This is a genomic window from Streptomyces sp. NPDC031100 (genome assembly GCF_055570785.1).
Genome location: NZ_JBVIGN010000012.1, coordinates 122,987 through 135,081, shown reverse-complemented (window position 1 = coordinate 135,081; position 12,095 = coordinate 122,987). Strand labels below are relative to the sequence as shown.

At 70.7% G+C, this 12,095-nt stretch carries 12 protein-coding genes; 6 read left to right on the top strand and 6 right to left on the bottom strand.

The genetic code is table 11. The features are described from left to right. Window positions 1–34: 34 nt before the first annotated feature. A complete protein-coding gene (locus ACZ5DS_RS30640; protein WP_468244925.1) occupies window positions 35–685 on the top strand; it encodes a TetR/AcrR family transcriptional regulator C-terminal domain-containing protein in 651 nt (216 codons plus the stop codon). Between the two features lie 8 nt (window positions 686–693). On the opposite strand, the gene ACZ5DS_RS30635 is transcribed toward ACZ5DS_RS30640, so the two are convergent. The 4 genes from ACZ5DS_RS30635 to ACZ5DS_RS30620 all read right to left on the bottom strand — a co-directional run bounded on the left by ACZ5DS_RS30635 (window position 694) and on the right by ACZ5DS_RS30620 (window position 5,372). Further along, the gene (locus ACZ5DS_RS30635; RefSeq protein ID WP_468244923.1) at window positions 694–1,629 is read right to left on the bottom strand and encodes a class I SAM-dependent methyltransferase; all 936 of its coding nucleotides are present in this window, start codon (window positions 1,627–1,629) and stop codon (window positions 694–696) included. A 114-nt stretch (window positions 1,630–1,743) separates the two neighbouring features. Next, entirely contained in the window at window positions 1,744–2,877 is a 1,134-nt protein-coding gene (locus ACZ5DS_RS30630; protein WP_468244921.1) for an acyltransferase family protein, read from the bottom strand. Window positions 2,878–3,063: 186 nt separating this feature from the next. Continuing rightward, window positions 3,064–4,398 carry an alpha-2,8-polysialyltransferase family protein gene (locus ACZ5DS_RS30625; RefSeq protein WP_468244918.1) on the bottom strand — a complete coding sequence of 445 codons (1,335 nt, stop codon included), beginning with the start codon at window positions 4,396–4,398 and terminating at the stop codon, window positions 3,064–3,066. Further along, on the bottom strand, window positions 4,395–5,372 hold the full coding sequence (locus ACZ5DS_RS30620; RefSeq protein ID WP_468245284.1) for a glycosyltransferase family 2 protein: 978 nt from the start codon (window positions 5,370–5,372) through the stop codon (window positions 4,395–4,397). The genes ACZ5DS_RS30625 and ACZ5DS_RS30620 overlap by 4 nt, the downstream gene beginning before the upstream one ends. Window positions 5,373–5,570: 198 nt before the next feature. On the opposite strand from ACZ5DS_RS30620, the gene ACZ5DS_RS30615 reads away from it, so the two are divergent. The 4 genes from ACZ5DS_RS30615 to ACZ5DS_RS30600 are packed head-to-tail and all read left to right on the top strand — an operon-like array spanning window position 5,571 to window position 10,338. Next, window positions 5,571–6,890 carry a DUF6716 putative glycosyltransferase gene (locus ACZ5DS_RS30615; RefSeq protein ID WP_468244915.1) on the top strand — a complete coding sequence of 440 codons (1,320 nt, stop codon included), beginning with the start codon at window positions 5,571–5,573 and terminating at the stop codon, window positions 6,888–6,890. A gap of 32 nt (window positions 6,891–6,922) precedes the next feature. Next, window positions 6,923–8,191: a cytidylyltransferase domain-containing protein gene (locus ACZ5DS_RS30610; RefSeq protein ID WP_468244913.1), complete on the top strand. Its 1,269-nt coding sequence runs from the start codon at window positions 6,923–6,925 to the stop codon at window positions 8,189–8,191. A 12-nt stretch (window positions 8,192–8,203) separates the two neighbouring features. After that, window positions 8,204–9,142: an N-acetylneuraminate synthase family protein gene (locus ACZ5DS_RS30605; RefSeq protein ID WP_468244910.1), complete on the top strand. Its 939-nt coding sequence runs from the start codon at window positions 8,204–8,206 to the stop codon at window positions 9,140–9,142. A gap of 47 nt (window positions 9,143–9,189) precedes the next feature. Beyond that, window positions 9,190–10,338 (top strand): hypothetical protein, encoded by a 1,149-nt coding sequence (locus ACZ5DS_RS30600; RefSeq protein WP_468244907.1) that lies wholly within the window; start codon window positions 9,190–9,192, stop codon window positions 10,336–10,338. 31 nt (window positions 10,339–10,369) lie between these two features. Here ACZ5DS_RS30600 and ACZ5DS_RS30595 read toward each other — a convergent pair whose 3' ends face one another. Next, the gene (locus ACZ5DS_RS30595; protein ID WP_468244905.1) at window positions 10,370–10,720 is read right to left on the bottom strand and encodes a hypothetical protein; all 351 of its coding nucleotides are present in this window, start codon (window positions 10,718–10,720) and stop codon (window positions 10,370–10,372) included. Window positions 10,721–10,914: 194 nt separating this feature from the next. On the opposite strand from ACZ5DS_RS30595, the gene ACZ5DS_RS30590 reads away from it, so the two are divergent. Beyond that, complete coding sequence (locus ACZ5DS_RS30590; protein ID WP_468244903.1) at window positions 10,915–11,235, top strand: hypothetical protein; 321 nt, start codon at window positions 10,915–10,917, stop codon at window positions 11,233–11,235. A 97-nt stretch (window positions 11,236–11,332) separates the two neighbouring features. Here ACZ5DS_RS30590 and ACZ5DS_RS30585 read toward each other — a convergent pair whose 3' ends face one another. Beyond that, window positions 11,333–11,989: a class I SAM-dependent methyltransferase gene (locus ACZ5DS_RS30585; RefSeq protein WP_468244901.1), complete on the bottom strand. Its 657-nt coding sequence runs from the start codon at window positions 11,987–11,989 to the stop codon at window positions 11,333–11,335. Window positions 11,990–12,095 lie beyond the last annotated feature (106 nt).

Below are 12,095 nucleotides of genomic sequence, written 5' to 3'. Positions count from 1 at the left end.
TGAGCCTGCCCTTAACGCGGTTAAGCTGTCAAGTGTGAGCCCCGAGAAACGCGCCCCCCTGGATCGCCGCCGCGTCGCCGACACCGCCCTGCGGCTGCTGAACGAGGTCGGCCTGGAGGGCCTGACCCTGCGCGCCATCGCCAAGGAGCTGGACGTCAAGGCGCCCGCGCTGTACTGGCACTTCAAGGACAAGCAGGCGCTGCTGGACGAGATGGCGACGGAGATGTACCGGCGGATGGTCGCCGGGACAGCGCTCGACCCCGCCGACACCTGGCAGGAGCGGCTGTTGAAGTCGAATCGCGGACTGAGGGCCGCGCTGCTCGGCTACCGCGACGGGGCGAGGGTCTTCAGCGGTTCACGCTTCACGGGCACGGACCACGCCCCCGAACTGGAGGCGAACCTGCGGCTGTTGACGGACGCGGGATTCACCCTCGTCCAGGCCGTCCACGCGGGCCGTACGGCGAGCGCGTACACCCTCGGCTTCGTCACCGAGGAACAGGGCGTGCAACCCCTCCCGGGCGAGCGCCGGGAGGGGTACGACATCGAGGAACGCGCCCGGCGCATGGCCGACTTCCCGCTCGCGGCCGAGGTCGGAAAGGCGCTCTTCGACGACTACGACCAGCAGTTCGAGGAAGGGCTGGCGCTGGTGATCGCGGGCATCGAGGCCCGCTACGGGATCGGCTGAACGGGCGGTCAGCCCCGGGCGGCCCGCGCGCTGCGTATCGCCCGCGTGACGACCGGCGGCAACAGGTCGACGGCGACCCGGCGGACCCGGTCGCCGCGGCGGGCGGGCGGCACTGCGGGGGCGGGTGCGGGCCCATGCGCCGGCGCCGGCTGCGCGGTCCGGGGCATGGTCCGGGCGGTTCCCCGCGCATGCCTGGAGGGCGGGAACTCCGGCGCCTGCATCCCCTTGGACTTCAGGCGGACGATCCGGTGCCCGGCGGCCTCCTGGACGCTCAGGTGGCAGTCGGGCCGCTCCCGCGCCATGGCCAGCAGCCTCTCCTGGACCGGCTCCGGATCGCCCCAGGTGCCGTAGAGTTTCTGCGTGCTCAGGCAGAGGGGGCGCAGGCCCCGGTTGAGCACGGCCTCCCAGGTGGCCACGGAGACACCGGGCGTGTGCTCGGAGCGGAAGTCGTCGAGGACGACGATGCCGCCGGGCAGCAGCAGGTCGCGGGCTGCTCCTATGTCGTCGTGCACGTGCTCGTACAGGTGCGAGGCGTCGATGTGCACGAACCGGCAGGAACGCGGCGCGACCTCGGCGGGCACCAGGGAGCTGGGCCCCTGGATCACCCGGGGGAGTTCGTCGTGGAAGGAGCGGTAGTTCTCCTCGAAGACGCACCGGGTCAGTGCGCTGTAGGACTTGGTCGACTCCGCCCGGTTGGCGTCGTCCGGGGCGTCGCCCTCGAAGAGGTCGCACACGGTGTACTTCTCACCCGGCTGCCGGTGCCGGCCGATGAAGATCGCACTCTTGCCCATGTAGACGCCGATCTCCAGCAGGTCGCCGTGGGTTCCGGCGGCCTCCTGGAGGTTCAGGAACCAGTCGAAGAGCAGCTGGTCGAGCACCGGGAACCAGCCGGGCACGTCGTCGAGACAGCGGGGTGGTCGCGTCGCTTCCTGGGTGGTGGCCATGAGGCGGGGGCACTCCCTCGGTAGGCGGTCTGTGACCACGGCGCCTGCCCCGAGGGCCCGTTCGAAACCCAAGACGAGATGAACGGATGCCCAACGTCCGGATCGCCCGCCCGGTCAGACGATCGCCCTCTTCAGAGCCCTTTTCAGGCGCGGCCCGAACGGCTTCTCCACCAACCGGTGCATCAGCCAGGCGAGCAGCAGCATGCCGAGCACCGTCGTCGCGAGCGTCGCGTACGGCGGCAGGCCGAGGCCCCGGTGCAGCACCCGGATGACGAACCAGCCCAGGTGTTCGTGGACCAGGTAGAACGGGTACGTCAGCGCGCCGGCCGTCGCCAGCCAGGACCAGTTGGCCCAGCTGGTCCAGCCCACCGCCACGACCGCCACGGCGGCGAAGGCGACGGTGACGATCAGGAGTATGACGTGCGGGTCGCGGACGAAGTCGCCGTGCGCGCCCGGGTGCCACAGCCCGTGCGTGGCGGTGCTCTGCCCGAGCAGCCAGGAGACGGCCACGATGCCCCACAGCAGCAGGTCGCTGCCGAAGCGGTGGATCAGGTAGAGGGCGAGGCCGCCGATGAAGAAGGGGGCGTAGTCCGGCATGACGATCTGCTTCAGCAGCTCGTTGTCGGACGTGTTGCACAGCACCGTCGCCAGCGTCCACACGCTGCAGAAGAGCACGACCCGCCGGTAGGTGACCCCGCGCAGGACGACGAGCAGGGCGAACAGCGCGTAGAAGCGGACCTCGACCCAGAGCGTCCAGCACACGCCCAGCACACGGGTTGCGCCCATGGGCTGCTGCAGCATCGTCAGGTTGACCAGGAACTCGTCGAGCCGGACCGCGTGCACGACGGCCGGCAGGACGAGGGACGCGCCGGTGACCAGCACCAGGGCGACCCAGTAGGCGGGGTAGAGCCGGGCGACGCGGGAGCGGAAGAAGTCGCCGAGGGTGCGGCCCCAGCTGCTCATGCAGATGACGAAACCGCTGATGACGAAGAAGAACTGGACGCCCAGGCAGCCGTACGTGGCCACCTGGGACAGGCTCGGGAAGAGGAGGTGCGGGCTCTGGTGCCAGGACTCGGAGACCGTGCCGCCGCGTCCGGCGTAGTGGTAGAGGCAGACCATCAGCGCGGCCAGGAGCCGCAGGCCGTCCAGGGCGTGCAGGCGGCTGTGGCGGCCGCCGGAGCCGACCGGGGCGGGGGCTTTCCCGGGTGCGGGCGGAGCGCTGGTGAGGGTAGAGGGCGAAGAAGGCATGATGCTCGACATTTTTCCCGAACAAACGCTAAGCACCTCGGATTTTCATGTGAATTTCCGTGGCATGCCTGCGCTCCAGAATTCGCCCGACTGACCTTGTCCGTTTACCTGCTCGTCGTTTTTACTTCCCGCCCAAAGGAAAAGGGCGGGCCCGGTACCGGGCCCGCCCTCATCAGGAGTGCAGGGTCAGCGACGTACGACCCGGCGCAGATTGCGCGCCTTGCGGGCCATCCGGCGGACCGTGGCGTTGCGCGGAATGAACGCCAGCTGGGCGGGCACCCCGCCGGGCAGCGCCAGCGAGGTCAGCCGCTTGCGCTTGAAGTAGCGCAGGGTCTTCTCGTTCAGGTTCTTCGCGAGGTACTGCTCGGTCTCCTCGCGCAGCCTCGGCAGGATCTTGGGCTGCATCGCGAAGCCCACCGCACGCACCAGCGCGCCCAGCGTCTCGACGTCCCTGCCCCGGCGCTGCTCGGTGACCGCGGCGCGGTCACCCAGCTCCGGCAGCAGCGCGTCCACGATGGTGACCGGGATGCGGTTGCTGTTCTCGTACGGCGTCAGCTGCTCCAGCAGCAGGTCGGTGCCGACCCGGGCGACCGGCAGGCCGTACAGCGCGGACGCGGTGAGCAGGGCGGTGGAGAAGCAGCCGACGACCAGCGCGGGACGCATCCGCTGGTACAGCACCTCGGCGAGGACCGGCGTGTCGAGGACGGTGAGGTCGACCTTGAGCTTCTCCGCCTCCTGCTCCAGCGTGCGGGTGAAGCGGGCCGGAGCCGTCGGGTGCGGCTTGAACACCACCTTGGTGTGCCCGAGCTGGACGGCCCCCTTCAGCATCCGCACATGCAGGTTCTCCTCCTGCTCGGCGGTGAGGATCTCCAGCGCGGACAGGTACTGGCCGAGCAGCAGCGCGGGCTCCTCCACCTCGGGCAGACAGTCGCCGAGGGGGGCGAGCTCGGCCAGCACCTTGGTGAAGGCCTGCGTCGGCACGATCTCGTCCGGCACGCCGAACTCGGTGAGCAGCAGCGGCTTCAGGCCCGGCACGAGGTCGAGGTGGAGCACCCGGTCCACCCGGGTGCCGACCAGCGGGTCGATCTTGTTGCGGGTGGGGCCGTAGCTCATCAGGCCGTCGGCGTAGACCGTGACCGGGGCGCCGGTGAAGATCTGGGCGAGCGCGAGGGAGGGGTTGACCTGGATCGACTCGACGGCCAACTCCACGTCGTCGTCGCCCAGTTGCCACTCATGGCGCAGAAACCGTTCCCACAGGGGCATGTCGTCCACCCGGGGCGCCCAACCGCCGGGGTGGAAGGGGAAGATCGTCTCGTTGTACGAGATCACGTCGTCGAAGCGCTCGCGCAGCCGCTCGAAGCCGGGCATCTCGTCCAGGCCCGGCGTGGTCTCGGGCGTCACGGCGTTGTTGCAGACCAGCAGGATGCGCCGGCCGGCCGGGCGGAAGCTGCCGGAGTCCAGGGCGGCGGCGAGCGTGGCCGTGCCGTACAGCGTCGACGCCTGGAAGATCTGGGTGGTCACGCGGCGACCCCCGCGGAGGCGGGACGGCGGCGCAGCCGGCGCAGCTTGGTGGCGCGCTGGAGGTCCATGGAGTCCAGCGCGTCGTCCAGCACGCCCTGCGGCATGCGCCGCAGGGCCGCGGCACTCATGGATTTCAGTTGCTTCGCCACCGCGGGCTCGAACCTTTCGATGGATCCCAGATGATGGGAAATGATGGCGCAATACGTGCGGACGGCCTTCGGCAGGAGGGCATCGGCTTCCGGGTCCGCGGCCGTTTCCGCGATGACCTGGTCGAACGCGCGAATGAAATCGAGCTGCCGGACATCACCGATCTGGGTGAGTGACGTGGCGACTCCGCGCCGGTAGAACACGCCCAGCAGGCTGACCGCGGCGAAGGATTCCGCCTCCCGGTGCAGCTTCCAGATCCACGGCCGGTCCTCGGCCGTGCGCAGTCCGTCGGTGAAGTGCAGCAGCCCCTTGTCCACCAGCCGCCGGTGGTAGATGCCCGCCCAGGCGAAGGCGTAGTCCACGGAGGTGGACCGGTCGGCGGGCAGGATCGCCTCGCGCGGGTTCAGCACGACACCCCGGCGGCCGACCGGTACCCGCTGCACGCTGCGCGCCCGCGCGGTGCACTGCACATGGTCGGTGCGCAGGAAGTCGCAGCCCAGCTCCTCCATGGCGGCGACCAGCTTCGGGTAGTAGCCGGGGGCGAGCCAGTCGTCGCCGTCCAGGAAGGTCAGGTACTCGCCGCGCGCCCGGTCGATGCCGGTGTTGCGGGCGGTCGCCAGCCCTCCGTTCTTCTCGTGTCTGACATAGACCGCGCCTGGCAGCTCGCGCTCCGCGCGCGCGAGAATCTCTGGCGTCTCGTCGCGGGAACAGTCGTCGACGAGAATGAATTCGAAGTCCTCACGTGCGTTCGCACTGAGGCTCCTCAGGGTGTCGGGCGCGTATTGCTGCACGTTGTAGAACGGCACGATGACGGAGAGCTTGACCACGTGGTGGACGTTAGGGCGAAGCCCGTCATTCGTCTTGACCACTAACTTGATACCAGGTGAACGACGCGTGGCGAACCTGTGAACCGGGCTTTTTTCCTGTGCCCTCGCGGCCTGATTCGCCATTCGGCGATGTGCTGTTAACCGTTTGTTGTATTCGGGTTGGGCGGATCCTCGGAATGCCTTCCTAGCGTCTTCGACGTGCCAGCAAGTGCAACGAAGTCCCTGCGGGTCGCCGTCCTCGCGGATTCCGACACCCGGTGGAAATGGGGCGCGCTCACCGCGCAGCGTGTCACCCCCACGGGAGCCGAGATCCGGCTCGACGGCTACCTCCTGCGGGGACGCGCCACCCCCACCGCCCGCCAGCTGAAGGAAGTCGGCGTCCGCGCGGACTCCCTCCGCGAGGTCACCGGCGTCGAGTTCCTGCGCGCCATGGGCGAAGGCCCCGACGGCGGGTACGACGTCCTCGTCCTCGCCCTGGTCGGCGGCGGTGTCCAGGCGATGCTGCACGGGCTGCGGAACGTCTGGGGCTCCGGGAAGCGTCCCGTCGTCGTCACCGGCTATGTCGGCGTCGTCTACGAGAAGCTCGCCGACGGACTGCTGCTGCGCCACGGCGCGGACCTCGTCCTCGCCAACTCCCGCCACGACGCGGACCGTTTCCGGGCCGTGTACGAGGGAGTCGGCGCCGACGCCTCCGCGGTGACCGAGGTCGCGCTGCCCTTCCTCGGCGGGGCGCCGTACACCGGTGAACACGAGCCCTACACGGTCGTGTTCGCGGCCCAGCCCTCCGTCCCGGACAGCCGCAAGGACCGTACGTACCTGCTGAACCGGCTGATCGGGCACGCCCGCAGGCACCCCGAGCGCGAGGTGCTGCTCAAGCTGCGCTCCAAGCCCGGTGAACACACCACCCACATCGAGGAGTTGCCGTACCAGAAGCTGGTCCAGGGCAAGGATCTGCCCGCCAACTTCCGCCTCGTGTACGGTCACATGGGCGAGGTGCTGGACCGCACCGACCTGCTGGTCACGGTCAGCTCCACGGCCGCCCTCGAGGCCCTGCACCGCCGCATCCCGACGGTCGTCCTGACCGACCTGGGCGTGCGCGAGGTGCTCGGCAACCACCACTTCACCGGCTCCGGGTGCCTCGCCTCCTGGGACCAGCTGGACGCCGGGCACCGCCCGGTGGCCGACGAGGAGTGGGTGGCCCGGCAGGGCGTCGCCGCCGACGGCTCCTACGCCACCGCCTTCGACGCGGCCCGCGAGCGCATCGCCGAGCTGCTGGACCGCGCAGGCGGCCTGCCGCCCCTGAACCCCTACTACACACCCGAGACCGCGCCCGGCTACCTCCCCGGAATCCTCGCGCGCCACCACCTCGGCCCCGACGGCGCCCCGCTGCCCGGCGCGCCCGCCGCCGACAAGCAGCCCGGCCCCGTCCGCCAGATCGTGCGCCGGGCCGCGCGCGGCGCCTACCGCCACGGCGTGCAGCGCGTGGCCCCCGTGATCCGACGAATGGGAGAGCTGTGAGCGACCGGATCCCACGGCAAGGAGCAGAGCACATGACCGACGCCAACCCCGACGCACCCGCGGTGCGCCGCGTGCTCGCGGTGATCCCGGCGCGCGGCGGCTCCAAGGGTGTCCCCGCCAAGAACCTCGCCCCCGTCGGCGGCATCCCGCTGGTGGCCCGCGCGGTGCGCGAGTGCCGCGCCGCCCGGCTGGTGACCGACGTGGTCGTCTCCACCGACGACCAGGCGATCGCCGCGGCCGCCCGCCAGGCCGGCGCCGAGGTCGTGCTGCGTCCCGCCGCCATCGCCGGCGACACCGCCACCTCCGAGGCCGCCGTCCTGCACGCCATGGACGCCCACGAGGCCCTGCACGGCGCCGCCGTCGACGTGGTCCTGCTCGTGCAGTGCACCAGCCCCTTCATCGTCCGTGAGGACCTCGACGGGGTGGCCGGCGCGGTCGTCGAGAACGGCGCCGACACGGCCGTGACCGTGGCGCCCTTCCACGGCTTCATCTGGCGGGACGCGGCGGACGCGCCGGTGCCCGTTCCGGTCACTGGTGAGGCCAACTCGGCCTCCGCGAGCGGCGGTTACGGCGTCAACCACGACAAGTCCTTCCGCCCCCGCCGCCAGGACCGCCCCCAGGACCTGCTGGAGACCGGCGCCGCCTACGCGATGGACGCGGCCGGGTTCCGCAAGCACAACCACCGCTTCTTCGGCCACACCGAGCTGGTCCGCACCGACCCGGCCCGGGTGCTGGAGATCGACGACCCGCACGACCTGGCGCGGGCACGGGCGCTGGCGCCGCTCTTCGACGCGGACCGCCCCGGGGCCCTGCCCACCTACGACGACATCGACGCCGTCGTCCTCGACTTCGACGGCACCCAGACCGACGACCGGGTGCTGATCGACTCCGACGGACGGGAGTTCGTCTCCGTGCACCGCGGAGACGGACTCGGCATCGCCGCCCTGCGCAAGAGCGGCCTCAAGATGCTGATCCTGTCCACGGAACAGAACCCGGTGGTCGCCGCCCGCGCCCGGAAGCTGAAGCTCCCGGTGCTGCACGGCATCGACCGCAAGGACCTCGCGCTGAAGCAGTGGTGCGAGGAGCAGGGCATCGCGCCGGAGCGCGTGCTCTACGTCGGTAACGACGTCAACGACCTCCCGTGCTTCGCCCTCGTCGGCTGGCCCGTGGCGGTCGCGAGCGCCCACGACGTCGTACGCGGCGCCGCACGCGCGGTCACCACCGTCCCCGGCGGTGACGGCGCGATCCGAGAGATCGCCAGCTGGATCCTCGGCCCCTCTCTCGATTCCCTCCCCAAGTAAGGACATCCCCTGATGAGCACCAACTCCCGTCTGCGTACGTTCGGTTCCCGCGAGGTCGGCCCCGGCAAGCCCGTCTACATCTGCGGCGAGATCGGCATCAACCACAACGGTGAGCTGGAGAACGCGTTCAAGCTGATCGACGTGGCCGCCGAGGCCGGCTGCGACGCCGTCAAGTTCCAGAAGCGCACCCCGGAGATCTGCACCCCGCGCGACCAGTGGGACATCGAGCGCGACACCCCCTGGGGCCGGATGACCTACATCGACTACCGCCACCGCGTGGAGTTCGGCGAGGACGAGTACCGTCAGATCGACGAGTACTGCAAGGAGAAGGGCATCGACTGGTTCGCGTCCCCGTGGGACACCGAGGCCGTCGCCTTCCTGGAGAAGTTCGACGTCCCCGCCCACAAGGTCGCCTCCGCCTCCCTCACGGACGACGAGCTGCTGAAGGCGCTGCGCGCCACCGGCCGCGCGGTCATCCTCTCCACGGGCATGTCGACCCCCAAGCAGATCCGCCACGCGGTCGAGGTCCTGGGCAGCGACAACATCCTCATGTGCCACGCCACCTCCACCTACCCGGCGAAGGCCGAGGAGCTGAACCTCCGCGTGATCAACACGCTGGAGAAGGAGTACCCGAACGTCCCGATCGGCTACTCCGGCCACGAGACCGGCCTGCAGACCACGCTCGCCGCGGTCGCCCTCGGCGCCACCTTCGTCGAGCGCCACATCACCCTCGACCGCGCGATGTGGGGCTCCGACCAGGCCGCCTCCGTGGAGCCGCAGGGCCTCGTGCGCCTCGTCCGCGACATCCGCACCATCGAGGCCTCCCTCGGTGACGGCGTCAAGAAGGTCTACGAGTCCGAGCAGGGCCCGATGAAGAAGCTGCGCCGCGTCGCCGGCGTCGTCGCCGAGGCGGAGATCGCCGCGGCGGCGGGCGAGCCGGTCTCGGTCTGAGCGCCCTGATCGCCTTAACTGCCCTACGACGGGACGGTCGTACGCCGATGAGCCCCCGCGCCGGTCGAGCCGGCCACTCCGCCCGCACGCTCGCCTTCGTGGAGAGCCCGGTACAGCTGCTGAACGTACTGGAGTGGGCACACCTGCACGGCCTGCGCGACGCCGCAGAGCCGGCCCGGCCGTCCGTGCCCGCGCAGGCACGGCGGTCGCCCGCCGGCACCGCGGCGCCGGCCGACGCGGAGCTCACCGTCGTCGTCCTGTCCCCGACCGACCCCATGACCCGGGGCCAGCTGCGCCGCATGGCGGACCTGGCCCGCGACGAGGGGTACCGGGTGCGCTGGGAAGAGGCGCGGGGCGGTACGACCGCGCCCTTCCACACGATCGGCGGCCTGGCGGGTGCGTTGCGCCGGGCCGACCGCATCGTGATGGGAGACCCGTTCTCCCGCTACGTACAACTGCTGCTGACGATCACCCGTGCCCGCGATCTGGTCGTGGTCGACGACGGCACGGCCACCATGGAGTTCGTCGCCCAACTGGCCCGCGGCGAACGCCTGGTCCGCTGGCACCGCAAGGGCGGCCGCCCCGGGGCCCGCGACCTGCTCTTCGCCCCGGTCTCCTCCTCGGCCCGCCGCCGGCTGACCCCCAGCGCCCACCGCCGGGTCGAGGTCTTCTCCTCCATGCCGGTGACGGAGACCCCCGACGGCGTCACGGTCACCGCCAACGACTTCGCCTGGACCCGCGCCCGCTTCGGCCCGCCGCGCATCACCAAGGGCGCCGACATGGTCGGCACGTCGCTGGTGGAGACGGGCGTGGTGGACGGCGACCGCTACCTGGAGGCGGTGAACACCCTGGCCAAGGCACACGGCGCCACCCGCTACTTCGCGCACCGCCGCGAGAGCGCCGAGAAGCTGCACCGGCTGGCCGCCGAGACGGGCCTGGAGATAGTCCGCCCGGACCTCCCCCTGGAACTGATCGCCCGCCGGGGCCCCATCGGCCGTACGATCCTCAGCTTCCCCTCCACGGTCGTCCACACCCTGCCCCTGGCCCTGGTCGGCACGGGCGTCCGCGTAGCGGTGTGCGACATCGACCCCAGCTGGCTGACGGAGAACGCCTCACCTCGGGCACAGGGCTTCCTGTCCGGCGTGACCGGCACGGCCCGGGACGTCCACCGACTGGCAGCGGTGAGCCTGGCCTAGCCGGCCCGCGTCCAGCCACACCCGCTGCCCGTCAGATCGGTTCTTCGTCGGCCTGCGCGGCGGCCATGAGTGCGGTCTCGTACACGTCGACGACCTGCTCCACCGTCCGGTCGGTGTACTTCGCGAGGTCGGCGATCGCCGCGACCGCCCAGTTCGCCAACGACAGTGCGAAGGCCAGCAGTTCATCCTCACTACGAGTTCGCTTGACCGCCAGCAGGTAGGCCAGGTTCAGATAGGGCACGAGGTCGGGTTCGGAGGCCTGCCCCCCGCTCGTCCTCACCATGTCGATCGTGGTCCGCGTCGCCTCTTCGCGGAGCGGCAGCAGTCGGTCGCGTTCTGCGTGGACCTCGCCGAGAAATCGCCGGCGCTCGTGTTTCTCCATGTTGTACCTCCCGGACTTCGTCCTACCCAATGGTGCGGATCGGACGGGGGTGTCACATCCCCGTCGGTCCAACTGCGTAACTTGTTGGATCCTTCGAGGCCGGGGGGTCCGCCGGCGGTGAGGTGGGCCAGGCGAGCCGTTCCTGGAGCCAGTCGCGGGCAAGGTGCCAGCTCGGGCTCGCGGGGTCGATGCCGGTGACGGCGTCCACGGCGACGTACGTGTCGAACCCGGCGGCCGTCGCGGAGATCGCGGGCAGGGCCACGCACACCTTCTGCGACACCCTGGCGAAGATCAGCTTCCCGTCCGGTGGCTTCGGTGGCCTCCCGGACCCGGTCGTCGTGCCAGACGTCGACCGTGCTGCGGTCGATGATCTTCTGTCCGGCCGGCAGGGCCCCGACCAGCTCCGGGGTGTCGAACGCAGAACCGACCCAGCGGACCGCCGCGCCAAACCGATCTTCCCCACCGAACGCGGCCTGCTCCAGATGGAGACCGCCGCCTCCATCATGCGCAACTGAGCGACCGGTGGGGCTTGTTGTGCGCCCCTGAACGCGACGAGCGCCAACTCGGCGCGCGGCGAGTCCGCCGTGCCGACGACACACAACCGAACCGGGATCAGCCGGGCTTCCGTGCCAGCAGGAACCCCCGTGGCCGGGTCTCCTCGTCGTGCGGCTCTCGGACCACCGTGGCCACCGGCTCCAGGCCCGCCCCCGCGAGCAGCGCCCCCGCCTCCTCCGGGGTCCGCCAGTAGTAGTCCAGGTCGATCTCGTGGCCGAAGCGTTCGGCCAGGTGGAGGTGGCCCGGCTCGGTGGCCGTCTGGAAGCCGAGGAGGACGGAGCCGCCGGGGACCAGGGCGCGGTGGAACTCGGCGAAGGCGGTCGGGAGGTGGTCGTCGGGGACGTGGATGGTCGAGTAGAGGGCGAGGACGCCGCCCAGGGTCGCATCCGGGAGGTCCAGGGACGTCATCGAGCCCACGTGGAAGCGCAGTTGGGGATGCGCCTCGCGGGCCAGCGTCACCATGGCGGGGGAGATGTCCACCCCGAAGACCGGGACGCCCAGGTCGTGCAGGCGCGCGGTGACGTACCCGGGGCCGCTGCCGAGGTCGGCCACGGGGGCCGGGCCGTTCGCCGTGACCAGCTCGGCGAAGGCGGTGACCAGGGTGCGGTCGAGAGGGTGGGAGAGGCTTTCCGGGTGCTGGGACGCGTAGTCCTCGGCGATCGCGTCGTAGGAGGAGCCGGTGGTCTGCAGGAAGTGCGCCGTCGAGTCGCTCACGCGGGCGGAGCCTACCGGCCGGGGCGGGTCCGATCCGTGGACTTGTAGAGCGGGACCCTAGCGAGGCGTGGTATCCGTGGAGGAAGGAAGCAAAGGTTTTACCCAC